Genomic DNA, 24,706 nt, shown 5'->3' with positions numbered 1-24,706 from the left:
GGACCGTGCTCCTTCTTCTTAGCGGCCGCGACGAGACCTCGTTCTGAGCCCCTCCTCGTCGCGGAGTCCATCGTGGGCCGAACCGCCAGCTTCAGGAGAAACGCCATGAACACCCCCGTATCCGGTGCAGATTCGTCACGTCGCAGGACCCTCGCCGAGAAGGTCTGGGACGATCACCTCGTCGTCAAGGGCGAGAACGGTGAACCCGACCTCATCTACATCGACCTGCACCTCGTGCACGAGGTCACCAGTCCGCAGGCCTTCGACGGGCTGCGGAGCGAGGGGCGGCCGCTGCGCCGGCTCGACCTCACCATCGCGACCGAGGACCACAACACTCCGACGTGGGAGATCGACAAGCCGATCGCCGATCTGACCAGTCGCACGCAGATCGAGACGCTGCGGCGCAACGCCGCGGAGTTCGGCGTTCGCCTGCACTCGCTCGGCGATGCCGAGCAGGGGATCGTGCACGTGGTCGGCCCGCAGCTCGGACTCACCATGCCCGGAATCACGGTGGTGTGCGGCGACTCGCACACCTCGACGCACGGCGCGTTCGGCGCCATGGCGTTCGGCATCGGCACGAGCGAGGTCGAGCACGTCATGGCGACGCAGACGCTGCCGCTCAAGCCGTTCAAGACCATGGCGATCACCGTCGAGGGCGCGCTGCGTCCCGGTGTCACGGCGAAGGACATCATCCTGGCGGTGATCGCGAACATCGGCACCGGCGGCGGACAGGGCTATGTCCTGGAGTTCCGCGGCAGCGCCATCCGCGCGCTCTCCATGGAGGGCCGCATGACGATCTGCAACATGTCGATCGAGGCCGGCGCCCGTGCCGGGATGGTGGCGCCGGACGAGACGACCTTCGCCTACCTCGAGGGTCGCCAGCACGCGCCGAAGGGCCAGGACTGGGAGGATGCCGTCGCCTACTGGCGCACGCTTCCCACCGATGAGGGTGCGGAGTTCGACGCCGAGGTCTTCATCGACGCCGACGAGCTCGAGCCGTTCGTCACCTGGGGCACCAACCCCGGGCAGGGCAGTTCGCTGTCGGCATCCGTTCCGAATCCGGCGGAGATCGCTGATCCGAACGAGCGTGCTGCGGCCGAGCGCGCCCTCGAGTACATGGCGCTCACGCCCGGCACGCCGCTCAAGGAAGTGCCGGTCGACGCGGTCTTCATGGGCTCGTGCACCAACAGCCGCATCGAGGACCTGCGCGCCTTCGCCTCGATCATCGAGGGCAAGAAGAAGGCCGACGGTGTGCGCGTCATGGTCGTTCCGGGTTCTGCCCGCGTGCGGCTCGAGGCCGAGGCCGAGGGCCTGGACAAGATCATCACCGACTTCGGCGCCGAATGGCGCTTCGCCGGCTGCTCGATGTGCCTCGGCATGAATCCGGACCAGCTCGCCCCGGGGGAGCGCTGCGCGTCGACCTCCAACCGCAACTTCGAAGGCCGCCAGGGCAAGGGCGGGCGCACGCACCTGGTCTCGCCGCTCGTCGCGGCGGCGACCGCGATCCGCGGCACGCTGTCGAGCCCTGCCGATCTGCTGGTCACCATCGGAGAAGAGGCCTGATCATGGAGAAGTTCATCACGCACACCGGTATCGCGGCTCCGCTGAAGCGGTCCAACGTCGACACCGATCAGATCATCCCGGCCGTCTTCCTGAAGCGGGTCACCAAGACGGGCTTCGAGGACGCGCTGTTCCACGCCTGGCGTCAGGATCCGGAGTTCGTCCTGAACCAGGCGCCGTTCCAGGCGGCCTCCGTGCTCGTCGCCGGCGCCGACTTCGGCACCGGATCCAGCCGCGAGCACGCCGTCTGGGCGCTGCGCGACTTCGGCTTCCAGGTCGTGCTCAGCCCTCGATTCGCCGACATCTTCCGTGGCAACGCGGGCAAGCAGGGGCTCCTCGCCGCAACCATTTCCGAAGAGGACCTCGAGCGCATCTGGGCCGTCATCGACAGGGATCCCGGGGTTCAGATCACCGTGGATCTCGAGGCGCGCACCGCCTCGATCGGCGACGTCCAGGCCGACATCGGGATCGACGATTACACTAGATGGCGGCTCCTTGAAGGGCTCGATGACATCGGGCTCACGCTGCGCAACGAAGACAAGATCGCGCAGTTCGAGGCCCGTCGCGAGTCGTGGCGGCCCCGAACCCTCCCCGTGCAGTGACACGGCGGGGGCGGGGGAGCCAGGGGCAACCCGCCCCCGAAATCCGTGGAACGAAGTGAGGCTCCGAATGACGACACCTGTGCGCGACGCTCTCCCGGACGGAGTCCCCGCTCTCACCGGCGACGTCCTCGCCATTCGAGGGGGTCGCCCGCTCACCGGTCGTGTCGACGTCAAGGGTGCGAAGAACCTCGCGACGAAGGCGATGGTGGCCTCGCTTCTCGGCGAGACCGTCAGCGTGCTCCGCGACGTCCCCGCGATCAGCGACGTGGCCGTCGTCCGCTCGCTGCTCGAGGTGCACGGCGTCAACGTCTCCGACGGTGACGAGCCCGGTGCGCTCGTGTTCGACCCGAGCGACGTCGAGTCCGCGCACTTCGAGGAGATCGACGCGCACGCCGGCGCCTCCCGGATCCCGATCCTCTTCTGCGGACCGCTGCTGCACCGTCTCGGTCAGGCGTTCATCCCCGACCTCGGCGGATGCCGCATCGGCGACCGCCCGATCGACTTCCACCTGGACGCGCTCCGGAAGTTCGGCGCTGTCGTTGAGAAGCTGCCCAGCGGCATCCGCCTCTCGACCCCGCACGGGCGTCTGCACGGCGCGAACATCCACCTCCCGTACCCGAGCGTCGGGGCCACCGAGCAGGTGCTGCTGACGGCCGTGCGTGCCGAGGGGACGACGGAGCTGCGGAACGCGGCCATCGAGCCCGAGATCATGGATCTCATCGCCGTCCTGCAGAAGATGGGCGCGATCATCTCGTACGAGCCCAACCGCGTCATCGTGATCGAGGGTGTGGAGAAGCTCCGCGGCTACGACCACCGCTCCATCTTCGACCGCAACGAGGCGGCCTCCTGGGCCTCCGCCGCGCTGGCGACCGACGGCGAGATCTTCGTCGGCGGCGCGAAGCAGCAGGAGATGCTCACCTTCCTCAACGTCTTCCGCAAGGCGGGCGGCTGGTTCGACGTGCAGGAGGACGGCATCCTCTTCCGTCGCGACGGCGACATCAAGCCCGTGGTCGTGGAGACCGACGTGCACCCCGGCTTCATGACCGACTGGCAGCAGCCTCTCGTCGTGGCACTCACGCAGGCGCACGGGCGCTCGGTCGTGCACGAGACGGTGTACGAGAACCGGATGGGCTTCACCGACGCGCTGGTCAAGATGGGCGCCGACATCGTCGTGCATCCGCACGGACTCCAGGCAGGTCCTCGCCGTGTCCCGCGTCGCGAGCTCGAGCAGGCCGCCGTCATCACCGGCCCCACGCCGCTGCACGGCGCCGACATCGTCGTTCCCGACCTCCGCGGCGGATACAGCCACGTCATCGCCGCGCTCACCGCGACCGGCGAGTCGAAGGTCTCCGGCGTCGACATCCTCAGCCGCGGCTACGAGAAGTTCCTGGCCAAGCTCGACGCCCTCGGCGCCGACTTCGACGTCATCCGGTGACCCGGGTGACTTCCCGATCAACGGAGACGACGCGGCCGAGTGTGTTCTGGCCGCTCGCCGCGCTGGTGATCCCGCCGGTCGCCTTGATCGCGAAGATCCGCGTCTCGGGTGCGGAGAAGCTGCCGCAGCAGGGCTCCTTCGTCCTCGCGCCGAATCACTACTCGGAGTTCGATCCGCTGATCGTGTCGGTCGCCGTGTGGCGAACCGGCCGCGCCCCGCGGTTCATGGCCAAGGAGAGCCTGTTCCGGGTGCCGGTGCTGGGGTGGTTCCTGAAGCGCACCGGGATGATCCCCGTGGCCCGCACCTCGTCGGCGACGTCGGCGAAGCAGACCATGAAGCAGTCGGCCGAGCTCGTCGAGCACGGACGCGGAGTCATCGTGTACCCCGAGGGCACGCTCACGCGCGACCCCGACCTGTGGCCCATGCGCGGCAAGTCCGGTGCGGTGCGCCTGGCACTCGCCGACGGCATCCCGCTGATCCCGATGGCGCAATGGGGCACGCAGGCCATCATGGGGCGCTACCAGAAGGGCCTCAGCCTCTGGCCGCTGCGCAAGCCCGTGCAGGTGCTCATCGGCGACCCGGTCGACGTCTCCGACCTGCGCGCTCGCGCGGGTGAGCCGGCGGCGCTCAACGAGGCGACGACACGGCTCATGAACGCGATCACCGCCCTGCTCGAGCAACTGCGCGACGAGAAGGCCCCCGCGGAGCGCTGGAATCCCGCGAGCCACGGCCAGAAGGAGACGGGGCGCCTTGACTCCTAAGAGAACAGCCGTCCCGGTCGGCCCGCGGGCCACGGTCATCGGCGCCGGCAGCTGGGGCACCACGTTCGGCAAGATCCTCGCCGACGGCGGAGCGCAGGTGACGATGTGGGCGCGTCGCGCCGAGCTCGCGCACGAGATCGACGAGGCGAAGCGCAACTCGCGGTACCTGCCCGGCATCAACCTCCCGCGGTCGATGGCGGCGACGCATGAGCTCGCCACCTCGCTCGAGGGGGCGGAGCAGGTCTATCTCTCCGTCCCGAGCCAATCGCTGCGTGAGAACCTCAAGGCGCTGCGGCCGCTGCTGGCCGACAGCGACGCGAAGATCGTCAGTCTGATGAAGGGCGTGGAGCGCGGCACCGGGCTGCGCATGAGCCAGGTGATCCAGCAGGAGCTGCGATGCGATCCCGACCGCATCGCCGTGGCATCCGGCCCCAACCTGGCGCTGGAGATCGCCCGCGAGCAGCCGACGGCGGCCGTGATCTCCTCGCGCAGCCGGGAGACGGCGGAGATCGTCGCGAGGGCGGCGCGCAACAGCTACTTCCGGACGTTCGTGAACACCGACGTGATCGGCACGGAGTTCGGCGGTGTGCTCAAGAACCTGATCGCGGTCGCGATCGGCATCGTGGACGGCGTCGGCTACGGCGAGAACACGAAGGCCTCGATCATCACCCGCGGCCTCGTCGAGATGACGGATTTCGCCGTCGCGAACGGCGCGCATCCGGAGACGCTCCAGGGACTCGCCGGGCTCGGCGACCTCATCGCGACCTGCCAGTCTCCGCTGAGCCGCAACAACACGGCCGGGCGCCTGCTCGGCCAGGGGTACAGCTTCCAGGACGTCGTGAAGCAGATGCAGCAGACCGCGGAAGGCCTCGCCTCCGTCGCGCCCGTGCTGCAGCTGGCCCGCGAGTCCGAGGTGGACATGCCCATCGTCGAACAGGTGAAGATGGTGCTCGACGGGAAGATGGATCCCCGTGATATCGCGCCCCACCTGACGACGGACGACGACACCCCCCAGGGTGAGAGGACCAACCATGGACAAGCAGACGGTGGTGGTGCTCTTCGGAGGGCGCTCCAGCGAGCATTCGATCAGTTCCGCAACGGCGGGGGGCGTGCTGGGAGCGATTGATCGCGACCGCTACGCCGTGATCCCGGTGGGGATCACCCGCGAGGGCGCGTTCGTCCTGGAAGACGACGACCCCGCGAAGTTCCCGCTCGACGCGGCGCACCTCCCGGAGGTGGTCGACAACGGCACCCGCATCCTGTGGCCGGAGCCCGGTGGCGACCGCACACTGCGGGTCGTGCATCCCGGCGGCGCGACCGAGGGGCTCGGCGAGATCGACGTTGTCCTGCCCATCCTGCACGGGACGCATGGTGAGGACGGGACGATCCAGGGCTTCTTCGACACCCTCGCAGTCCCCTATGCCGGCGGTGGCGTGCTCGACTCCGCGCTGTGCATGGACAAGCACTTCATGAAGATCGCCCTCCAGGCGTCCGGGATCTCGGTCGCGCCCTGGGTGACGGTTCGTCGACGGGAGTGGGAGCAGGATGCCGCGCCGCTGCGGGCACGCGCCGCCGAACTCGGTCTGCCGCTGTTCGTGAAGCCCGCGCGGGCAGGCTCCAGCGTCGGCGTCTCCAAGGTCGAGACGGCCGACGAGTTGGACGCCGCCCTGGCGATCGCTTTCGCGGAGGACGACAAGGTCCTCATCGAGACCGGGGTGAGCGGTCGCGAGATCGAGGTCGCCGTGCTCGAGAGCGCCGACGGTGTGCGCGCGTCGCTCCCCGGTGAGATCGTGCTGACCTCTCGCGGGTTCTACGACTTCGAGGGCAAGTACCTCGGCGGCGACGGCGTCGATGTGGTCTGCCCCGCGGAGCTGACCGACGCCGAGGTCGCGGCGATCCAGGACACCGGCATCCGCGCTTTCGAGGCGGTCGACGGCCGGGGTCTCGCCCGCGTCGACATGTTCCTCACGTCGGCAGGCGAGCTGGTCGTCAACGAGCTCAACACGATGCCCGGGTTCACGCCCATCTCGATGTTCCCGAAGTGCTGGGTGGCCTCGGGGTTGAGCTACGGCGACCTGATCACCGAACTGGTCGAGGCCGGGCTCCGCCGCTGACTCAGCCGGCGGCGGGTGGCTGCGGCGCCGGCGGATACGTCGCCGGCGGCGAGGTCGTGGTCGGATACGGCGCGGGACCCGCGTTCGTGGAACGGTGGACGAGCGCGACCACCAGCGCGGTCAGCCAGCCCCACATCAGGCCCCAGGTCGCACCAGCCGTGCTGATCTGGGAGAACTGCGTCATCAGGATCTCCGACTGCTCGGCGGGGATCTGCAGCACCATCAGCATGAGCGGCGCCCGCACGACACCGGCGATCCAGGCCGCGACGATGACCGCGCCCCAGGTGCCGAAGAACACGGCCGCGGCGCGCCCCGGAAGCGCGGACCGCACGATCATGCGGACGAAGAGCCAGGTCAGGCCGACCAGGACCACCATCGCGACCAGCATCGCCACGACGGCCATGGGCTGCACCCGCGGCCTCAGCGCGAATCCGATCGGATCCTGCAGGATTAGCAGACGGGGAAGGCTCGCGACGTTCGCGAGGACGAAGAGGAAGTTGATCAGCCCGCTCGCCAGCGCCCCCACTCCCACCATGATCGCTGCGACGACGGACGCTCGGCCTGCTGCGTTGCGGTTCATGCCGCGAGTCTAGGTGCGCACCGCTCAACCGGCGGGGAACTCGACCCGTTCGGTGCACTGCGCGGTCGCCGCCGAGAGTCCGGGCTGGATGCTGGACGAGATCGTGTCGACGACGGACTGGAAGTCGATCTGCTCGCCCCGGCGGATGTTCACCTCGACGGCGGGCTCCCGACCGTACGTGACGAGTCGCTGCCGCTCCTCCTCCTGATCGAGCACGAGCCAGTCGACGCCGCCGATCGTGGTGCAGACGAGCTCGGAGGGTGCGGGCGGTTCCACGCCGCAGCGGAGCACGATCGTCGGGTCGCCCCACGCGCCGGTCGCCTGGGCATCCGTCCACACGCGGTCGAGCCCTGCGACCGTCTCGGGCAGCAGTACCGAGACCGCAGCGCAGCCCGGATCGTTCGCGTCGGCGGCGGGTTCGAGATGCACGGTCGTGGAGCAGCCGGCGAGGGCCGCGGCCAGGATCACCGCACCTGCGACGGCTGCGAGGCGACGGGAACGGAGCATGCTTCCAGGCTACCTTTGACAGCATGCCCTCCCGACCCGCAGCCGACGACCCTGCCCTCGGCGACCTCTCCGAGGGCGCGATCCTCAAAGCGATCCTGACCCGCACCGCACCGGGGACCTACACGCTCCTCGGGCCGGGAGACGATGCCGCCGTCGTCGCCGCGCCCTCCGGCAGCGTGGTGGCGACGACCGACACGCTCGTGCACGGACCGGACTTCCGGCTCGCCTGGTCGAACGGCTACGACCTGGGCTGGAAGGCGGCGGCGGTGAACCTCGCGGACATCGCGGCGATGGGAGCCCGCCCTACCGCTCTGCTCGTGGCGCTGGCCGTCCCGCGCGACCTGCGCCTGTCCTTCGTCGAGCGGCTCGCCGACGGGTTCCGCGAGGCCTGCGCGGCGCTGGCACCCGGCTGCACCGTGGTGGGCGGCGACCTCACGGTCTCCGACGTGCTCACCATCGCCGTCACCGCGCTCGGCGATCTCGAGGGCCGTGCGGCCGTGACACGTGACGGCGCGCGACCCGGTGATGTGGTCGCGGTCGCGGGTGAGCTGGGGCACGCCGCGCGCGGCCTCGCGGTGCTGTTCGGACGCTTCCGGGACGGCGATGTGCCGATCGCGATCGATCCCTCGAAGCTCGCCGCGGGGGAGAGCGGCGCGGTGTCCGCGCAGCTCCGCCCTTCTCCGCCGATCGGGCTGGGTCCTGTGGCAGCGACCGCTGGTGCGACGGCGATGATGGACATCTCCGACGGGCTCGCGCTCGATGCGCGGCGGATGGCCGCGGCATCCGAGGTCACCATCGCGCTCGATCGCGCCCTGCTCGGAGACGATCCGGAGCGCGCGATCGCCGGCGGGGAGGACCATGCCCTGCTCGCGACGTTCCCCGACGGGGTTCTTCCGCCCGGGTTCCGGATCATCGGCGAGGTCCGCGACCGCGGCGCGGAAGATCTGCTGTGCGACGAACGGCCGGTGGACATCTCCGGCTGGGACCCCTATCGGGACTGGGATTCCGTCTCGGGCTGAGACCGGGTGACCGGCGGGTCCGCCGCCGCCGTCGGTTCCGCCCACCAGAGGACGGTGTCGCCGTAGGCCTTCTCGCGGAACAACTCGAGCCCTGCGGCGGCGAAGTCCGGCGGAGTGGAACGTCGACCGCGCTCGACGACGACGAGCGCCTGCGGCGAGAGCAGAGGCGCGAGTGCGACGAGATCGGCCGTCATCGCCTCGTCGTCGAGGTCGTACGGAGGGTCGGAGAACACGAGGTCGAACGTGCCGGAGGCCCGCAGCAGATAGGTGTGCACCGCCACCTCGTGGACGCGCGCAGCCGCTGCGCCGCCCGCCTTCGCCACGGTCGCGGCGTTGCGCCGGATCAGCGCGGCCGCCTGGCGTCCGCGCTCAACGAGATCGGTGCTCGCCGCGCCGCGGCTGAGAGCCTCCAGACCGAGGGCGCCGGAACCCGCGTAGAGGTCCAGCACGCGCGCGCCGTCGATGGCGTCGGCTGACTCCAGAGCGCCGAACAGCGACTCCCGGACACGGTCGCTGGTCGGACGCGTGCCGGTGCCCGGCACCTCGAGTCGTGCTCCGCGTGCCCGTCCGGCGATGATCCTCGTCACCCGTTCACGATACGACAGACGCGGCGTCCGAGGTGTCCGCGGGGTTCCCTAGACTCGAACCATGCCGCTCACGCTCGATTCCTCGCTGGAGGAGGCCCTCGGCGCCGCCCCCGCGAAGACGCTCAACCGGGCGTTCAGCATGCAGACGGTGGCAGACCTGGTCTCGCACTACCCGCGGCGCTATGCGGATCCGGGAGAGCTCACCCCCATCCGCGACCTCCCCATCGGAGAGACCGTCACGATCGTGGCCGAGGTTCTCTCCTCGAGCTTCCGCCGCATGCGCAACCGTCCGGGTGCGATGGTCGATGTCGTGATCGGCGACGGCATCGGGCGCATGTCGTTGACATTCTTCGCCAAGAACATCAACGCGGCCGAGTGGCGTTCGAAAGACCTCGCGGTCGGGCGGCGGGGCGTGTTCTCCGGCAAGGTCGGCATGTTCAACGAGGTCACGCAGTTCGCTCATCCCGAGTACGAGCTCTTCGACGACGAGGACGCAGCCCGTCGTCGGGCCGATGCGCGTGCCGCGGTGCTGATCCCGATCTACCCGGCGACGTCGACCCTGCAGACCTGGCAGATCGCGAAGTTCGTCGCGCGCGTGCTCGACGACCTGACGGGCATCCCCGATCCGATTCCGGAAGCGGTGCGCACGGAGGAGGAGCTCCTCACCGCCGGCGAAGCGCTCGAGCTCATCCACCGGCCGCGCGCGCGGAACGACATCGACCCCGCCGTGCGCACCCTGCGGATGCACGAGGCGCTCACACTGCAGACCGCCCTGCTCCAGCAGCGCGATGCGGTGCGTGCACTCGCGGCGACCGCGAGACCCGCGCAGCCCGGCGGCCTGCTGGAGCGCTTCGACGCCTCGCTGCCCTACGTTCTCACGCCTGATCAGCAGACGGTGGGAGAGCAGGTCGCTCACGATCTGGTGGGCGCCTGGCCGATGAACCGCCTCGTGCAGGGCGAAGTCGGCTCCGGCAAGACGCTGGTCGCTCTGCGCGCCATGCTGCAGGTCGCCGAGAGCGGCGGGCAGGCGGCGCTGATCGCCCCGACCGAGGTCCTCGCCGGTCAGCACCTGCGGTCCATCGCGAAGATGCTCGGCCCGCAGCTCGCGCCACTCGTGATGCCGACGCTGCTCACGGGGCAGCTCCCGGCGGCGGAACGCCGGAAGGCCGCGCTGCGCGTCGCGTCCGGGCAGTCGCTCATCGTCGTCGGAACGCACGCGCTGCTGGGGGAGAAGACGACCTTCGCCGACCTCGGCCTCGTGGTCGTCGACGAACAGCACCGCTTCGGCGTCGAGCAGCGGGAGGCTCTGCGGGCGAAGGGCTCGAGCCCGCACGCCCTCGTGCTGACGGCGACGCCGATCCCGAGGACCGTGGCGATGACGGTCTTCGGCGATCTCGACACCTCGGTCATCCGCACGATGCCGGCCGGACGCGCCGGCATCGAGTCTTTCGTCGCCCCGCTCGCCGAGCATCCCGGGTGGTTCAACCGGGTCTGGGATCGGGCGGCGGAAGAGATCGCGCAGGGCCGGCAGGTCTTCGCCGTCTGCGCCGCGATCGACACGGCCAAGAAGACGGCCGAGCAGGGGGAGCAGTCCGCGCTCGCACCCGAGGGCGCTGCAGGGCCGCGCTGGGGGGTGGTGCAGCTCGACGAGGCGCTCGCGACGCACCCGAAGCTGGGCGGACTCCGCAGGGCCGTGCTCCACGGCAAGATACCCTCTGATGAGAAGGATGCCGTGATGCAGGCCTTCGCGCGGGGGGAGATCGACCTGCTGCTGGCCACCACGGTCATCGAGGTCGGCGTCGACGTTCCGAACGCCTCGACGATGATCGTCCTCGACGCCGACCGCTTCGGCGTCTCCCAGCTGCATCAGCTCCGCGGTCGGGTGGGTCGAGGCGGAGTGCCAGGGCTCTGCCTCCTGGTCACCGAGGCCGAATCGGGTTCCGTCGCCCGTGAACGCGTCGAGGCGGTCGCAGCGACCCTCGACGGATTCGCCCTGGCCGAGGTCGACCTCGAGCTGCGCGGTGAGGGCGATGTGCTCGGGGCCGCCCAGGCGGGGGTCCGCTCGTCGCTCAAGCTGCTGCGCGTCGTGAAGGACGCGGGACTCATCACACGAGCGCGCGAGGTCGCGGAACAGATCCTCGCGGAAGACCCGGAACTCGCCCGGCATCCGGGGCTGAGCGAGGTCATCGGCCGTCGAGTGAGCGACGAGGACCGTGCCGCGCTGGCGAAGAACTGACGACATGCGCGTGCCCTAGGCTGGACGTATGCGATGCACTGAGCGACGGATGGAGTCGAAGTGAGCAGCCGGATCGCCGTCGTCCCGGGTTCCTTCGATCCGCCGACCCTGGGTCACCTCGACGTGATCCGTCGTGCCGCGAAGCTGTACGACGAGCTGCATGTGCTCGTCGTCCACAACCCGGGCAAGGAGGCGATGCTGCCCATCGCGCAGCGGCTGTCGCTCCTCGAGCGGTCGATCGCCGAGGACGGCATGGCGGGAACCATCGTGATCGGTTCCTGGAGCATGGGTCTCCTGGTCGACTACGCCCGCGATGTCGGAGCCGGCGTGCTGGTGAAGGGCATCCGCTCCCAGATCGACGTGGCCTACGAATCGCCCATGGCCATCGTCAACCGGCACCTGGCGGACATCGAGACGGTCTTCCTGCTTCCCGACCCGTCGCATGCTCTGGTGTCGAGCTCGCTGGTGCGTCAGGTGGCATCGCTCGGCGGAGACGTGACGCCGTTCGTCCCCCCGGCCGTCGCCGCGTTCCTCGACACCGGCGCACGCGGGATCTGAGCTCCGCTGCCGATGCCCTGTCCGGCCCGCTCGCAGACGGAGCCGGGTAACATGGCGTGGTGCGATCTCGACTGAACGGCCCTTTCGTCCTTCCCGTCCGCGACATCGTCCGACGACCGGGGGAGATGCGTGAACACGAGTTCACGGTGAGCCTCGCCGAACCCTGGGGCGAGGGAATCGTCAGGTACGAGGCGGGTTCCGACCTCGACATCGACGTGCGTCTCGAGTCGGTCCACGAGGGCATTCTGGTCTCCGGAACAGCGGAGGCCGAGTACGCCGGTGTGTGCGGAAGATGCCTCATCGACATCACTCAGCCTGTCGAAGTCGAGTTCCAGGAGCTTTTCGCGTATCCTGGTGAGGAAGAAACTGACTTCGAGGTTCAAGACGACCACGTGGATCTTGAAACTCTCGTCAGGGATGCGGCCGTATTGTCGCTTCCATTTCAGCCGGTGTGTCAGCCGGATTGCCCGGGTCTCGACCCGCAGACGGGCGAAAGGCTGACCGTGAGCACCGGGACGGAGCAGGCCGCTCCCATCGATCCTCGATGGAGTGCGCTCCAGCAGATCACAGACCAAGACGGCAAGGCATCGAGCCGCGCCGCCGAGAAAGAAGAGAGCTAGTCATGGCTGGTAACCCCCCGAAGCGTAAGGTCTCCCGTTCGAACACCCGCTCGCGCCGCGCGCAGTGGAAGGCGGCTCCCATCGCCCTGGTGAAGACCATCGAGAACGGCAAGACCGTCTACAGCCGTCCCCACCAGGCGAAGGTCGTCACGGACTCGCAGGGCACCGAGCTGTTCCTCGAGTACAAGGGCCGCAAGGTCGCCGACGTCTGAGTCGCGAACTCATCGTGACGGAGGTCCCCGGGGGGACGAGACCTCTCCCAGTCAAGCTCCGCGTCGACATCGACGCGGAGCTTCTGGAGTTGGCGCTCACCCATCGCTCGTACGCGTACGAGCACGGCGGCATCCCTCACAACGAGCGTCTGGAGTTCCTCGGCGACTCGGTGCTCGGGCAGGCCGTCACGGTCATGCTGTTCACCACGCATCCCGACCTGGATGAGGGCGAGCTGGCCAAGCGGCGCGCAAGCGTCGTGTCGACCGTCGCCCTGGCGGAGGTCGCCCGCGGGATCGATCTGGGCAGTCACCTCCTGCTCGGTCGTGGCGAGGAACAGACCGGTGGTCGGGACAAGGATTCGATCCTCGCCGACACCATGGAAGCCGTCATCGGCGCGACCTATCTGTCGGCTGGACCCGAGGCCGCGACGGAGCTCGTGCTGCGTCTCACCGAGCCGCTGCTGGCAGACCCGGAGCGCTACGGCGCCGCGATGGATCCGAAGACCAGTCTTCAGGAGCTCGCCGCACGGTCCGGGGCCACGCCGCCGCAGTACTCGGTCGAGGCCAGCGGTCCCGATCATGACCGACGCTTCACGGCGACGGTGGAGGTCGGGGACATCCGTATGACCGGCACCGGGAGCAGCAAGAAGACCGCCGAGATGGCGGCTGCGCTGAGCGCCTGGCGCACGCTGAACGAGCGTGCCTGAGCTTCCCGAGGTCGAGGTCGTCCGCGCAGGTCTCGCACCTGCGGCGATCGGATCCCTGATCACCGGGGTCAGCGTCTTCGACGAGCGGGCTTTGACCCGGCATCCGGCCGGGGCCGCCGATTTCGTCGCACGCCTGGAGGGCCGTCGGTTCTCGGCGGCATCGCGCCGCGGGAAGTTCCTCTGGCTCCCGCTCGACGACGCGGAGTCCGCGCTGATCGCTCATCTCGGCATGAGCGGTCAGATGCTGCTGCGCGCGCCGGATGCCGCTGCCGAGCGCCATGAGCGCGTCCGGATCGATCTCGAGCATCCGCAGCACGGCGAGCTGGCGATCGTCTTCTCGGACCAGCGGACGTTCGGATCCCTCGCGGTCGACACGATGATCCATGACGGCTCCTCTCTGATCCCGACTCAGGTCGGTCACATCGCCAGGGACCCGATCGACGACGCGTTCGACGACGACCGCTTCCGGCAGGCCCTTGCACGCAAGAACAGCGCGATCAAACGCGTGCTCCTCGACCAGAGCGTGGTCAGCGGGATCGGCAACATCTATGCCGACGAGGCGCTCTGGGCGGCGCGCATCCACCCGGAGACTCCGGCCAGCCGCCTGTCCACGCCGGCGGTGCAGCGGCTCCTCGCCGAGGTCCGTGCTGTCCTCGCCAAGGCACTCGCCGAGGGCGGGACGAGTTTCGACGCGCAGTACGTCAACGTGAACGGGCAGGCCGGGTACTTCGCGCACTCCCTCAACGCCTACGGCCGCGGGGGACAGCCCTGCCCGCGCTGCGGCACGCCCATCCGCCGCGAGGCGTTCATGAACCGTTCGTCGCACTACTGCCCTCGCTGCCAGCGCCGCCGCTGATCGCGACGCCGTCACGCCGCCTGGAACGCCCCGGTCAGCAGTGGCCGGGTGGCCCAGGTGCTCGCCCACACGACGCCGATTCCCACGGCCACCACGGCAGCGATGGTGAGGAGCGACAGCGGGGCGGTGATCAGGGCGATTCCCACGAGCGGGAACACGACGACGGCCGCGCACAGCGCCGATCCGATCGCCGTCACCAGCAGCGGCGACATGATCGCCCGACGTCGCGCCCGATCGACGGTCTCGAGCGGCATGCCGAGATGATGCAGGCTGCGGTGGAGCTCTCGCTGGTCGAGCACGTCCGACGCCTGATTGACGCCGACGGAAGCCGCCACCATGAGGAACGAGCCGATGAGCGTGATCACGAGTCCGGTGCGGATGTCGTCCGCGAGGGCGATGTCCGACGCTGTCGCGCCCTCGCCGCCCATGACGTCCAGGAGCGCGACGCCGGTGCCGGCGAACACGGCCATGAAGCTGGCCATGGCGATGCCGCCCACCTGACGCCATGCCGTCTTGGGGGAGTCGAGGACGATGCGGGCGGCGAGCAGGCGCTCCGGCTGCTCCGCGCGCCGGAGCTGTCGGGATGCCGAGACCTTGAGCACCCAGGGACCGACGATGTTCAGCACCGCGAGCACGGCGCCGAACACCCCGGCGAGCACAGCGATCGTCGCGACGAGGCTGCCGACCGAGGGGAAGACCTTGATCAGGACGAACGCGATCGCGACGGCGCCGGCGGCGATGACCGCGCGGATCCAGTGCACGCTCGACACCGATGAGCGCATGCGGACACCCAGCGGGGAGATGACGACCCGGCGGAGCCCGATGATCGCGCTTCCCGCTGCGAGGACGAGAACTCCGCCGAACACGGCGACGATGTGCAGGGGTGACAGGAAGACCGCGCCGAAGCCGAGCGGCTCTCCGCGGAACGGGATCATGCCCACCAGCGGACTGATCGCCAGGTGCCCGAGCACGCCGACGAGCGCTCCGGCACCCGCGACCAGGACCGATTCGGCGACCGTCGCGACGGTGACTCCGGCGGGGGAGACGCCCAGAAGTCGGAGGGTGGAGAGGCGCTCATCGCGGCGACGGGCGGAGAGTCTCGCGGCTGCGCCGCCGAGCGACACGAGCGGCACCACGAGCAGCACCAGGGCGATAGCGGCGAGGGCCTGGTACACCGGCGCCAACTCGTCCGTCCATCCCCAGAACGACTGTGCGCCGCCGATCACGGTGAGCACCAGTGTGGTGACGACGCCGAAGGCCACGACGGGGAGAGCCAGGACGCTGTTCTGCCCGGGTGCCGGGCGGAGCAGCAGGGCGAGCACGTTGGCGTTCATGCGGCGACCGCCGAGGAGACGATGCGTCCGTCGCGCACGGCGATCGTGCGCGTGCACCGCGCGGCGACCTCGGGATCGTGTGTCACGACGACGAGTGTGCGTCCCTGTCCGGTCGTCGACCAGAGCAGCGCGTCCATGACCTCGGCGGATGTCTGGGAGTCCAGCGCTCCGGTCGGCTCGTCGGCGAAGACCAGCTCCGCTCCGGTCGCCTGAGCGCGAGCGATCGCCACGCGCTGCGCCTGGCCTCCGGACAGCTCGCCGATGCGGCGCTCCTCCATGCCGGCGAGACCGAGTGCCGCGAGCCACGCGGCTGCATGCTGCACGGCATCCTGCCGCCGGATCCCGTTGATCATCGAGGCCAGCGCGACGTTCTCGACGGCGGTGAGCTCGGGGATCAGGAGACCCTGCTGGAAGACGAAGCCGAACCGCTCGCGACGGAGCCGGGAACGGGCAGACTCGCCCAGCGCGGTCACCTCCACCGATGCCCCTTCGGCGGGGCGGAACGTCACGCTCCCGGCATCCGGGGCGATGATGCCGGCCAGCACGTGCAGCAGCGTCGTCTTGCCCGAGCCGGAGGCGCCCATGATCGCGACGGACTCGCCGCGATGGATCGCGAGGTCGACACCGGCGAGGGCACGGGTCGAACCGAAGTTCTTACTGAGGGCGTGGGCTTCGATCACGGGGATGTTCATGCTTCCAGCCTCGTCGCCCGCCTCGCCGCCGTCGTCCCTCAGGCGGATGAGGATGCGGACCCGACGTCATCCCGGAGAATGAGATCGGGTCCGCATCCGAGGTCAGATCTTCTTCTGCCACGCTCCCGCATAGGAGACAGGCAGGAAGCCGATCGCCTCGTTGATGCTCAGCATCGGCCGGTTCTCCTCCGCGTTGAAGGTGGAGACGACCGGCGAGGACGGCATCCGCTCCCGCCAGCGGAGCAGGTTGGCGCACTTGACGATCATTCCCAGCCGGTGGCCGCGATGCTCGCGCGAGACGAGGGTCCCGAACTGGTGCGTGACGCCTCCGCGGTCGGCACCGATCAGCAGCTCGTTGTAAGCGACCAGCTCTCCGGTCGGCACATGCTGGACGGCGGCGACGGACATCGCCTGGCCCGCGCTGGTGAGCTGCTCCTCGCGACGGATCAGCCGATCGGCATCCCATTCCTCGGCGACGAAGTCCATCTCGCCGCTCGGGGCGTCTGTCGACAGCCGGGCGAGCACGGCGGCGAAGCCGTCTCGGAGCTCCGGCGGAGTGGGCAGCATCCATTCGACGAGCCGGTAGTCGGCGCCGGCGACGGATCGCGCCTCTGCGAGGGCCCGGCGCAACGGCTCGGAGTCGGCGCGCAGGTCGAACTCGCTGTTGCGTTCGACCTGCTCGAGCTCGAATCCGCGCGCTTCCAGCAGATCGCTGAGCGGGATCGCGGGCACCCGGCCCCAGCCGGTTCGGGGCACCAGCATGCGCTCGGTCTCTTCCGGCCGGTGCAGCGACCAGACCTGCAGCACGCTGCGCCCCCGTGCTCGCGCCTCATCCTCCGCGCGAGCGAGCAGAGCATCCTCGACACCGTGGCCCCAGTGCTCGGCCGGGACGAGCAGGTCGATCTCCGCGGCGTGCGCCTCGGCCTCCTGGGCGAACGCCACCGTCACCATGCCGAGGATCCTGTCGTCCGAACGCGCGACGAATCCCGTCTGCAGCGTGTCGGTGCTGTCGTGCCAGGCGGGCAGCATCTGCGCGGCATCCGGTGCGAGGTCGGGCAGGCCGACGGCTTCGTCGCAGATGAGCCGGTTGAGCTCGCCGTACGCGAGGAAGTCCGCGGCGTCGGCGTCGTCCAGCGAGCGTGGCGCGATGAGCGGGGTGATCGTCAGCACGATCGTGTTCATGTCAGTTCCTTCTTCCAGGCGCCCTCGTAGGCGGTGGGAGTGAAGCCCATGGCCTCGTTGATGGAGAGCATCGGCCGGTTCTCCTCGGCGTTGTAGGTGATCACGCGGGGCGATCGCGGCGCGATGTCGAGCCACTCGAGCAGTGCGGCGCACTTCACCAGCTGTCCGAGACGGTGGCCGCGGTGCTCGCGGAGGACGAGCGTGTCCTCCTGATGGGTCACCGCGTCATGGTCCGGACCGATCGCGAGCTCGGTGAACGCGCTGAGCTCGCCCGTGGCGATGTGCTCCGCGGCGGTGACCAGCACGGTTCGGCCCATCTCGGCGAGACGTCGCTCGCCCTCCTGCAGACGAGCGACGTCCCACGTCTCCTCGTCGGTCTCGATCCCGGCGGAGGGGGCATCGGTGGACATGCGCGACTTCATCCACGCATACCCCTCGGCACGGTCGGCAGGCGTCGGGAGCATCCAGTGCACCACCCGGTAGTCGGTGGACGAGGCGCGCGCGTCGGCGAGGAGCTCTCGTGCGTGCTGGATCGTCTCCGGGGAGAGCGTCAGATGGCTCACGCGATAGACCTGCTCGAGCTGGTAGCCGTGCCGCAGGAGGAACCGGGAGACATGGTCGTCCGGAACGCTCCCGAAGCCGGTCTGGGCTTCGATCCGCGGACCGTCGCTCGGCTGCTGCTCGAGCCATTCCTGCAGCACGGAACGCCCGTGCTGGCGGGCGACGTCCTCCAGGTGCGGGAGCACCGCGCTGCCGATCCCGCGACCCCACACGTGCGGCCGCAGCTCGATGCTCACGATCGCGACGCGTGATCCCTCCTCATGCGGGATGTTCACGATGGCCCGTCCGACGATCTCCTCGCCGATGCGCACCGCCCAGACGACGGTGGTGCGCTCCTTCCGGGACCGCAGGATCGGCAGCAGCGCTTCCGGCGTCAGGTCGTCTTCGTCACGGCCGGTGATCTCGCGGTAGACGAGGTTGCGGACGCGGGCGAGTTCGCGGAACTCGCCCGCGTCCGCTGCGTCCGCTCGCGCCGGGAGCACGAGCGGACGCAGGGTCGCGCCTGCGGTGAGGGGGATGTCCATGAGGTGATCTCCGATCAGCGCATGCTGCGCTGCAGGTCGTAGGTGAGCAGCGCGTAGGTCTCCGCGGCGGAGCGGTCGCGCTCACCGAGGATCAGGGAATCAGTGGGCGGGAAGTGCAGCTTCCGGCGTTCGCGCCGGGGACGCTGCGCCCTCTGAAGCAGCCAGAGGCCGATCCGGAGGGAGAGACGATCAGCGAGCGCGAGGCTGCGCAGTTCGTCGGGACGGGGGATCTGGAGGACCTGCTGGTCCTCGGTATCGGGCGGGTGGGTGATGCCGCGATGCAGCGTCGTGTTCACGATTGTTCCTTCGAGATGAATGACGGGAGATGGGTGTGGAAACGTCGTCACGAGACGGCCATGGCAGTCGGGGACGGCGCGGAAGGATGCGACGCCTCAGGCGCCGCGAGAAGCGGATGCCGAGGGTGGCGGGGAGTCCGTGATCTGCACGCAGATCAGAGGGTGGGGCGCGGGTGAACCGGCGAGAGGTGAGCCCAATACGGGCCGGAATTCTCGGGCTGCGGTTCTATGCGAGCGCGCTGGAGCGGACGCCGGCGGTTACCGAGTACGCAGAGCGCGGCGCAGAGTGCGCTGGCGCGGTGAGGCCTGTGGCCTGTGCGTTGAGCTGAATGAACATCATCGGTAACCTCCTTTCGTGTGGCGATCCGGAGGACACGGTAGCGAAGGATCGCCGAGGTCGTCAAGCACATCCGTGTTCTTCCGGCGTGTCGCCGCCGGCGCGGGTTCATCGCCCGCCCGCGCGGGATGACAGCGGATCGGCGCGATTCCGGTAGCGTGGCGGCGTGAATCTCCCCGGACGAGCGGTGCTCGCATGCATCTGAAGAGCCTGACGCTCAAAGGGTTCAAGTCGTTCGCCCAGCCGACCAGTTTCGTGTTCGAGCCCGGCGTCACCTGCATCGTCGGCCCGAACGGATCGGGCAAGTCGAACGTCGTCGATGCGCTCGCGTGGGTCATGGGGGAGCAGGGCGCCAAGACGCTCCGTGGCGGGAAGATGGAGGACGTCATCTTCGCCGGCACCTCGACCCGCGGGCCGCTCGGGCGGGCGGAGGTGCAGCTCACGATCGACAACGCCGACGGTGCGCTCCCGATCGAGTACGCCGAGGTCACGATCAGTCGAACGCTCTTCCGCAGCGGATCGAGCGAGTACGCGATCAACGGCGAGAGCTGCCGGCTGCTCGATGTGCAGGAGCTGCTGAGCGACTCGGGTCTCGGACGCGAGATGCACGTCATCGTCGGCCAGGGCCGCCTCGACACCGTGCTGCAGGCATCGCCGGAGGATCGTCGCGGATTCATCGAGGAAGCCGCCGGCATCCTGAAGCATCGCCGACGCAAGGAGAAGACGCTCCGCAAGCTCGATGCCATGGAGGCGAACCTCACGCGCCTCAGCGATCTCGCCGGCGAGATCCGGCGTCAGCTCAAGCCGCTCGGTCGGCAGGCGGAGATCGCTCGCGAGGCGCAGACCATCGCCGCGGTCGTCCGCGACGCGAAAGCACGCATCTTCGCGGATGACGTCGTCGCGCTGCGCACGGCGCTGGCCGATCACACGCGCACCGAGCACGAGCGCCACACCGAGCGGCTCGTGCTCTCCGATCAGGCCGAGACCGTGCGTGCGAGCATCGCCCGGCTCGAGCAGGACCAGAACTCCGTTGCCGTCGATCAGGCCAGGGGTGTGGCATTCGGACTCGAGCAGGTCCAGGAGCGGATGCGCGGCCTGTACACGCTGGCGAATCAGCGGCTCGCCCTGCTGGGGTCCGAGGAGGATGACGCCGCCGTCACCGCGGTGACGGTGACCCAGAGCACGATCGATGAGGCGAAGGAAGAGATCGACCTGATCTCCGCAGGCCTCGGTGACGCGCAGGACGCGGCCGCTGCGGCGAGCCGGGAGGTCGTGCACGCCCGTGCCGAGTTGGACACGCTCGACGTGGACATCGCCGAGCAGAGCGCTCTCGTCTCGGAGTACGACATGCGGCTCTCGACGCTCCGTGGCACCGCGGATGCCGCGGCGTCGGCACTGGCAGCCGTGCGCGGTGCGGTGCTTCGGCAGGAGAACGCGCTGGAAGCCGCGAACGTGCGACGCCGGGAGGCGACGGAGGCGCTCGAGGCGATCGACGACGCCGAGGCACCCGAGGGCACGGCGGTCGAGCACGCGGCGGCCTACGACAGTGCGCAACGGGCATCCTCGACGGCCGAGGCCGAGCGAGAGGCGCTGCGGGAGCGGCTCCACGCCGCCGAGCGCGAGGTCGACTCGCTGACGGCGAAGGCGGCGGCGCTGAGCAGCGCGCTCGCGCTGTCCGGTGGTGCGGCGGAGATCGTCAAGGCCGGCGGAGCCGGTGTTCGCGGACTCGTCGGCGACGCGGTGCAGGTGCGGTCCGGCTTCGAAGCGGCCATCGCGGCCGTTCTCGGTCCGCTCGCAGAAGGCGTGCTGATCGACTCGTCAGCCGATGCCTTCGCGGCGGCCGCGGAGGCCGCCGAACAACGTCGTGGCGTCGTGGACTTCGTCGTGGCCGATGCCCTGCGTCCGACCGTCGACCTGCCCGCGATCGACGGGATCACGCCGGCGACCGAGACCGTCACCGCGCCAGACGGGGTGCTGGGCATCCTCTCGCACGTGCTCATCGCCGCCGATCTCGATGCGGCGCGAGCAGCGCGCGCAGCCCTGGACACCGCCGGCGACGCCACGACCACCATCGTCACGCTCGGCGGCGACGTGGTCACGGCTCAGACTCTGCGGACCGGATCGGGAGGCGAGCGGTCGCGCCTGGAGCTCGCGGCCGAGCGCGACGCCGCGAGAGAGCGTCTCACCGAGATCCAGATCGTCGTCGACTCGCTGCGCGAGGCGCGGGAGGACGCGAACGAGGCCGTCGAGACGACTCGTCGCCAGGCGAAGGATGCTCTGCGGGCTCTTCGTGAGCACGACGCGGCGCTCGCGAGCCACGCGGAGCAGGTGAACCGGATCACCGTGCGCCACGAATCGGCCGTGGCGGAGTGCGAGCGGCTCGAGACCGGACTCGCGCAGGCGCAGGCGGCCGTCGCCGACGCCGAGGCCAAGGCACAGGCAGCGAAGGACGAGGTGGATGCGGCGATCGCGGCGCCTCGTCCGGTGCTCGACGCCACCGCGCGCGACGGTCTGCTCGAAGCGCTCGAGGCCGCTCGCGAGGACGAGGTGCGCGCCCGACTCGAGATCGAGACGCTCCGGGAGCGGGTGCGCGCGGCGCAGGCGCGGGTGTCGAGCCTCGAGCGCCAGCGCGAGCACGAGCGCGACGCCGCGGCAGAGGCGGCGCGCAGGGCCGTCATCCGTCGCGCGCAGCGCGAGGCGGCATCCGGCGTCGCTGCAGAGCTGCCCCGCATCCTCGACTCGCTCGATCGTTCCGTCACCGAGGCGCGCATCGCGCTCGGCGAGGCGGAGTCCGCGCGCTCCGCGCAGAACGAAGAGCTCGTGGCTCTGCGTGCGCAGGAGACCTCGTTGCGGGAGCGCCTGGCCGGTCTCACCGAGAGCGTGCACGGGCTCGAGCTCCAGATACACGAGAAGAAGCTCCACCTCAACAGCCTGTTGGAGAGAGTGTCGTCCGAGCTCGCTCTCGACGAAGATATTCTCATTGCGGAATATGGACCTGACCAGCTGGTTCCTCGGGATCCGGGTGTGGCTCCGCCCGAGGATGAGCTCATCGACGACACGGCCATCCCCTTCGACCGGCGCATTCAACAGCGCCGTCTCGCCGAGGCCGAACGCAAGCTGGCGCAGCTCGGGCGCGTCAATCCGCTCGCGCTCGAGGAGTTCGCCGCGCTGGAGCAGCGTCACGCGTTCCTCACCGAGCAGCTGGCGGACCTCACACAGACGCGTCAGGACCTGCTGACGATCATCGGCGACCTCGACGAGCGGATGCAGACGATCTTCGCGAGCGCGTTCGAAGACACGAAGGAAGCCTTCGGCCAGGTGTTCCCGCTGCTGTTCCCCGGCGGTTCGGGGAGCATCTCCCTCACCGACCCCGACAACATGCTGACCACGGGGATCGAGGTGTCGGTCCGACCCGTCGGCAAGAAGATCGAGCGGCTGTCGCTGCTTTCGGGCGGCGAGCGCTCACTCGCGGCCGTCGCTCTCCTCGTCGCGATCTTCAAGGCGCGGCCCAGCCCGTTCTACATCCTCGACGAGGTCGAGGCCGCACTGGACGATGCGAATCTCGGACGCCTGCTGACGGTGTTCGAGCAGCTGCGCGAGAGCTCTCAGCTGCTGATCATCACGCATCAGAAGCGCACGATGGAGATCGCAGACGCGCTCTACGGCGTCTCGATGCGGCAGGACGGCGTGTCCGCCGTGGTCGGCCAGCGCGTCGGCGACCGGGCGGCCGCGGCGAGCTGAGGCGCTCGGCCGCGAGCACAGCTTCGGAGAACTCGCGGCGACACCCCGCGGATGCCCGGGCGCCATCGGCGTTTCGGGCGTGAACTCCGAAGTCGTGCTCAGGATGCGAGTGCGGCCACGAACTCGTCCACGACGTGCACGAAGCGGCCGGAGTCGTGCGGGCGATGTTCGTGACCCGGCAGCACGCGATGCGTGGCCCCGTGATCGGCGAGCACCTGCGCGATCACCTCGTACTCGTCGTTCCAGCCGCCGGTCACCACCAAGGTCGGCACGCCGCCGAGCATCCGGTCCCGCACGCCGTGCCCCCAGGGCAGGTTGGTGGTCGCCCACCGTTGGGCGAGAGACTGCTCCTCGCCCCAGCGCTCCTCGTCGAAGGGGCCTCCGAACATCAGCGGCCGCAGGATCGCCCAGAATCCGCGGAGGTCCCCGGCGGATGCCCGTGAACGCCCCTCAGTGACGATGCCGATGTGGCGTTCGATCGCCGTATCGCCGCGCGCGAGGTCGTAGAGCGCCGGTTCGATGAGCACGAGACCGGCGATATCGAGCCGCGGCGCTGCGAGGGCGACGGGAACCGCGCCGATCGAATGCGCGAAGATCAGCACCGGCCGGCCGCCGAGTTCATCGGCGAGAGCGTGGGCCTGATCGTCGATCGAGGATCCCGCGGGGAAGGAGACGAACGTCGCGTCGCCCTCTTCGACATGCGGCCAGGCATCGACACCGCGTCTTCCCCCGCCGTGCACGTAGACGCGTTCGCGAACCATCCCCGGATGCTACCCGTAGGCTGGACTCATGGCGGAGAAGTCCTGGTCTCTCGGTCGCGCACTGCGCGGCATGTTCGTCAAGCCCACCATCGACGAGACGACCTGGGAGGACCTCGAGACCGCGCTCATCACGGCGGATTTCGGTCCCGACATCAGCGAGCGCGTCGTCGAGGAGCTCCGCGAGAAGGTGGAACGCTTCCGCACCACAGACCCGCAGGATCTCCAGCGGATGCTGCGCGAGACGCTCGAAGAGCACTTCGCGAAGTTCGACACCACGCTCAAGCTCACCGAGCGTCCCGCAGTGGTGCTCGTGGTCGGCGTCAACGGCGTCGGGAAGACGACCACGATCGGCAAGTTCACGGAGTTCCTCCGCGGATACCAGCGCAGCGTCGTGGTCGGCGCGGCGGACACCTTCCGTGCCGCAGCGGTCGATCAGCTGGCCACCTGGGCGCAGCGCGGGGGAGCGGCGATCGTGCGCCCGCAGCAGGAGGGTCAGGATCCGGCATCCGTGGCCTTCCAGACCATCGACTACGCCAAGCGCGAAGGCATCGAGATCGCGATCATCGACACGGCGGGGCGTCTGCACACCAAGGGCGGGCTCATGGACGAGCTCGGCAAGATCCGCCGCGTCATCGAGAAGCAGGCTCCGATCAGCGAGGTGCTGCTCGTCCTCGACGCCACGACGGGGCAGAACGGCGTCATGCAGGCCGAGTCGTTCCTGGAGCACGCCGGGGTCACGGGACTCGTCCTCACGAAGCTCGACGGGTCGGCCAAGGGCGGTTTCGTGCTCGCCGTCCAGGAGCGCACCGGCATCCCCGTGAAGCTCCTCGGTCAGGGCGAGGGCATCGACGATCTGACCGGATTCACCCCCCATGTGTTCGTCCAGTCGCTGGTCGGTTGAGGACAGGGCTACCGCAGTGAGCA

The 24,706-nt window shown here is 69.5% G+C and carries 24 protein-coding genes; 15 read left to right on the top strand and 9 right to left on the bottom strand.

Going from position 1 to position 24,706, the window contains the following annotated elements; translation table 11 throughout:
- Positions 1 to 105 precede the first annotated feature (105 nt).
- From leuC to ABS642_RS04845, 6 genes are all read left to right on the top strand, one after another.
- On the top strand, positions 106 to 1,563 hold the full coding sequence (gene leuC, locus ABS642_RS04870) for a 3-isopropylmalate dehydratase large subunit (RefSeq protein ID WP_350352453.1): 1,458 nt from the start codon (positions 106 to 108) through the stop codon (positions 1,561 to 1,563).
- Between the two features lie 2 nt (positions 1,564 to 1,565).
- A complete protein-coding gene (gene leuD, locus ABS642_RS04865) occupies positions 1,566 to 2,162 on the top strand; it encodes a 3-isopropylmalate dehydratase small subunit (RefSeq protein WP_350352452.1) in 597 nt (198 codons plus the stop codon).
- 67 nt (positions 2,163 to 2,229) lie between these two features.
- Entirely contained in the window at positions 2,230 to 3,597 is a 1,368-nt protein-coding gene (gene murA / locus ABS642_RS04860) for a UDP-N-acetylglucosamine 1-carboxyvinyltransferase (RefSeq protein WP_350352451.1), read from the top strand.
- Positions 3,594 to 4,358, top strand: coding sequence for a lysophospholipid acyltransferase family protein (locus tag ABS642_RS04855; RefSeq protein WP_282217305.1), 765 nt, complete (start codon positions 3,594 to 3,596; stop codon positions 4,356 to 4,358). The genes murA and ABS642_RS04855 overlap by 4 nt, the downstream gene beginning before the upstream one ends.
- The gene (locus ABS642_RS04850) at positions 4,348 to 5,484 is read left to right on the top strand and encodes an NAD(P)H-dependent glycerol-3-phosphate dehydrogenase (RefSeq protein ID WP_282217304.1); all 1,137 of its coding nucleotides are present in this window, start codon (positions 4,348 to 4,350) and stop codon (positions 5,482 to 5,484) included. Before ABS642_RS04855 ends, ABS642_RS04850 begins: the two co-directional genes overlap by 11 nt.
- Positions 5,390 to 6,472 carry a D-alanine--D-alanine ligase family protein gene (locus ABS642_RS04845; RefSeq protein WP_350352450.1) on the top strand — a complete coding sequence of 361 codons (1,083 nt, stop codon included), beginning with the start codon at positions 5,390 to 5,392 and terminating at the stop codon, positions 6,470 to 6,472. Before ABS642_RS04850 ends, ABS642_RS04845 begins: the two co-directional genes overlap by 95 nt.
- 1 nt (position 6,473) lies before the next feature.
- On the opposite strand, the gene ABS642_RS04840 is transcribed toward ABS642_RS04845, so the two are convergent.
- Entirely contained in the window at positions 6,474 to 7,052 is a 579-nt protein-coding gene (locus ABS642_RS04840; protein WP_350352449.1) for a hypothetical protein, read from the bottom strand.
- A gap of 24 nt (positions 7,053 to 7,076) precedes the next feature.
- Positions 7,077 to 7,559, bottom strand: coding sequence for a DUF3515 family protein (locus tag ABS642_RS04835; RefSeq protein WP_350352448.1), 483 nt, complete (start codon positions 7,557 to 7,559; stop codon positions 7,077 to 7,079).
- Between the two features lie 23 nt (positions 7,560 to 7,582).
- Here ABS642_RS04835 and thiL point away from each other — a divergent pair, with 23 nt between their 5' ends.
- Entirely contained in the window at positions 7,583 to 8,578 is a 996-nt protein-coding gene (gene thiL / locus ABS642_RS04830) for a thiamine-phosphate kinase (protein ID WP_350352447.1), read from the top strand.
- Here the strand turns inward: thiL and rsmD are convergent.
- Positions 8,548 to 9,165, bottom strand: coding sequence for a 16S rRNA (guanine(966)-N(2))-methyltransferase RsmD (rsmD, locus tag ABS642_RS04825; protein WP_350352446.1), 618 nt, complete (start codon positions 9,163 to 9,165; stop codon positions 8,548 to 8,550). The genes thiL and rsmD overlap by 31 nt on opposite strands.
- A 61-nt stretch (positions 9,166 to 9,226) precedes the next feature.
- Here rsmD and ABS642_RS04820 point away from each other — a divergent pair, with 61 nt between their 5' ends.
- The 6 genes from ABS642_RS04820 (at position 9,227) to mutM (ending at position 14,354) form a co-directional block, all read left to right on the top strand.
- On the top strand, positions 9,227 to 11,401 hold the full coding sequence (locus ABS642_RS04820) for an ATP-dependent DNA helicase RecG (protein WP_350352445.1): 2,175 nt from the start codon (positions 9,227 to 9,229) through the stop codon (positions 11,399 to 11,401).
- Between the two features lie 60 nt (positions 11,402 to 11,461).
- Positions 11,462 to 11,959 (top strand): pantetheine-phosphate adenylyltransferase, encoded by a 498-nt coding sequence (coaD, locus tag ABS642_RS04815; RefSeq protein ID WP_282217298.1) that lies wholly within the window; start codon positions 11,462 to 11,464, stop codon positions 11,957 to 11,959.
- Between the two features lie 125 nt (positions 11,960 to 12,084).
- Positions 12,085 to 12,579, top strand: coding sequence for a DUF177 domain-containing protein (locus tag ABS642_RS04810; protein WP_350352444.1), 495 nt, complete (start codon positions 12,085 to 12,087; stop codon positions 12,577 to 12,579).
- A gap of 2 nt (positions 12,580 to 12,581) precedes the next feature.
- Complete coding sequence (gene rpmF / locus ABS642_RS04805; RefSeq protein WP_282217297.1) at positions 12,582 to 12,791, top strand: 50S ribosomal protein L32; 210 nt, start codon at positions 12,582 to 12,584, stop codon at positions 12,789 to 12,791.
- A gap of 14 nt (positions 12,792 to 12,805) precedes the next feature.
- Positions 12,806 to 13,498 carry a ribonuclease III gene (gene rnc, locus ABS642_RS04800; RefSeq protein ID WP_350352443.1) on the top strand — a complete coding sequence of 231 codons (693 nt, stop codon included), beginning with the start codon at positions 12,806 to 12,808 and terminating at the stop codon, positions 13,496 to 13,498.
- Positions 13,491 to 14,354, top strand: a complete 864-nt coding sequence (gene mutM, locus ABS642_RS04795) for a bifunctional DNA-formamidopyrimidine glycosylase/DNA-(apurinic or apyrimidinic site) lyase (RefSeq protein WP_350352442.1) — start codon at positions 13,491 to 13,493, stop codon at positions 14,352 to 14,354. Before rnc ends, mutM begins: the two co-directional genes overlap by 8 nt.
- An 11-nt stretch (positions 14,355 to 14,365) precedes the next feature.
- On the opposite strand, the gene ABS642_RS04790 is transcribed toward mutM, so the two are convergent.
- The 5 genes from ABS642_RS04790 to ABS642_RS04770 all read right to left on the bottom strand — a co-directional run bounded on the left by ABS642_RS04790 (position 14,366) and on the right by ABS642_RS04770 (position 18,943).
- Positions 14,366 to 15,688 (bottom strand): FtsX-like permease family protein, encoded by a 1,323-nt coding sequence (locus ABS642_RS04790; protein ID WP_350352441.1) that lies wholly within the window; start codon positions 15,686 to 15,688, stop codon positions 14,366 to 14,368.
- Positions 15,685 to 16,380, bottom strand: coding sequence for an ABC transporter ATP-binding protein (locus tag ABS642_RS04785; RefSeq protein ID WP_350352440.1), 696 nt, complete (start codon positions 16,378 to 16,380; stop codon positions 15,685 to 15,687). The genes ABS642_RS04790 and ABS642_RS04785 overlap by 4 nt, the downstream gene beginning before the upstream one ends.
- Positions 16,381 to 16,482: 102 nt before the next feature.
- A complete protein-coding gene (locus ABS642_RS04780) occupies positions 16,483 to 17,562 on the bottom strand; it encodes a GNAT family N-acetyltransferase (protein WP_350352439.1) in 1,080 nt (359 codons plus the stop codon).
- Entirely contained in the window at positions 17,559 to 18,647 is a 1,089-nt protein-coding gene (locus tag ABS642_RS04775) for a GNAT family N-acetyltransferase (protein WP_350352438.1), read from the bottom strand. Before ABS642_RS04775 ends, ABS642_RS04780 begins: the two co-directional genes overlap by 4 nt.
- 14 nt (positions 18,648 to 18,661) lie before the next feature.
- Positions 18,662 to 18,943: a hypothetical protein gene (locus ABS642_RS04770; protein ID WP_282217290.1), complete on the bottom strand. Its 282-nt coding sequence runs from the start codon at positions 18,941 to 18,943 to the stop codon at positions 18,662 to 18,664.
- A 532-nt stretch (positions 18,944 to 19,475) separates the two neighbouring features.
- Here ABS642_RS04770 and smc point away from each other — a divergent pair.
- Complete coding sequence (gene smc, locus ABS642_RS04765) at positions 19,476 to 23,021, top strand: chromosome segregation protein SMC (protein ID WP_350352437.1); 3,546 nt, start codon at positions 19,476 to 19,478, stop codon at positions 23,019 to 23,021.
- Between the two features lie 98 nt (positions 23,022 to 23,119).
- Here smc and ABS642_RS04760 read toward each other — a convergent pair whose 3' ends face one another.
- Positions 23,120 to 23,782 carry an alpha/beta hydrolase gene (locus ABS642_RS04760; RefSeq protein WP_350352436.1) on the bottom strand — a complete coding sequence of 221 codons (663 nt, stop codon included), beginning with the start codon at positions 23,780 to 23,782 and terminating at the stop codon, positions 23,120 to 23,122.
- A gap of 28 nt (positions 23,783 to 23,810) precedes the next feature.
- Here ABS642_RS04760 and ftsY point away from each other — a divergent pair, with 28 nt between their 5' ends.
- Positions 23,811 to 24,683, top strand: coding sequence for a signal recognition particle-docking protein FtsY (gene ftsY, locus ABS642_RS04755; protein ID WP_350352435.1), 873 nt, complete (start codon positions 23,811 to 23,813; stop codon positions 24,681 to 24,683).
- Positions 24,684 to 24,706: the final 23 nt, after the last annotated feature.

The organism is Microbacterium sp. A8/3-1 (genome assembly GCF_040267695.1).
In the GTDB taxonomy this organism is placed as follows: domain Bacteria; phylum Actinomycetota; class Actinomycetes; order Actinomycetales; family Microbacteriaceae; genus Microbacterium; species Microbacterium luteolum.
The sequence above is the reverse complement of the archived record's forward strand: the minus strand, read 5'-3'. Positions and strand labels throughout refer to the sequence as shown.

Coding starts and splice junctions, on each gene's coding strand:
- ABS642_RS04760 (WP_350352436.1), bottom strand. CDS start 23,782: ATGGTTCGCGAACGCGTCTACGTGCACGGCGGGGGAAGACGCGGTGTC.
- ftsY (WP_350352435.1), top strand. CDS start 23,811: ATGGCGGAGAAGTCCTGGTCTCTCGGTCGCGCACTGCGCGGCATGTTC.
- ABS642_RS04790 (WP_350352441.1), bottom strand. CDS start 15,688: ATGAACGCCAACGTGCTCGCCCTGCTGCTCCGCCCGGCACCCGGGCAG.
- leuD (WP_350352452.1), top strand. CDS start 1,566: ATGGAGAAGTTCATCACGCACACCGGTATCGCGGCTCCGCTGAAGCGG.
- ABS642_RS04820 (WP_350352445.1), top strand. CDS start 9,227: ATGCCGCTCACGCTCGATTCCTCGCTGGAGGAGGCCCTCGGCGCCGCC.
- rpmF (WP_282217297.1), top strand. CDS start 12,582: ATGGCTGGTAACCCCCCGAAGCGTAAGGTCTCCCGTTCGAACACCCGC.
- ABS642_RS04785 (WP_350352440.1), bottom strand. CDS start 16,380: ATGAACATCCCCGTGATCGAAGCCCACGCCCTCAGTAAGAACTTCGGT.
- ABS642_RS04840 (WP_350352449.1), bottom strand. CDS start 7,052: ATGAACCGCAACGCAGCAGGCCGAGCGTCCGTCGTCGCAGCGATCATG.
- ABS642_RS04780 (WP_350352439.1), bottom strand. CDS start 17,562: ATGAACACGATCGTGCTGACGATCACCCCGCTCATCGCGCCACGCTCG.
- smc (WP_350352437.1), top strand. CDS start 19,476: ATGCATCTGAAGAGCCTGACGCTCAAAGGGTTCAAGTCGTTCGCCCAG.
- leuC (WP_350352453.1), top strand. CDS start 106: ATGAACACCCCCGTATCCGGTGCAGATTCGTCACGTCGCAGGACCCTC.
- ABS642_RS04775 (WP_350352438.1), bottom strand. CDS start 18,647: ATGGACATCCCCCTCACCGCAGGCGCGACCCTGCGTCCGCTCGTGCTC.
- ABS642_RS04835 (WP_350352448.1), bottom strand. CDS start 7,559: ATGCTCCGTTCCCGTCGCCTCGCAGCCGTCGCAGGTGCGGTGATCCTG.
- ABS642_RS04810 (WP_350352444.1), top strand. CDS start 12,085: ATGCGTGAACACGAGTTCACGGTGAGCCTCGCCGAACCCTGGGGCGAG.
- thiL (WP_350352447.1), top strand. CDS start 7,583: ATGCCCTCCCGACCCGCAGCCGACGACCCTGCCCTCGGCGACCTCTCC.
- murA (WP_350352451.1), top strand. CDS start 2,230: ATGACGACACCTGTGCGCGACGCTCTCCCGGACGGAGTCCCCGCTCTC.
- ABS642_RS04845 (WP_350352450.1), top strand. CDS start 5,390: ATGGACAAGCAGACGGTGGTGGTGCTCTTCGGAGGGCGCTCCAGCGAG.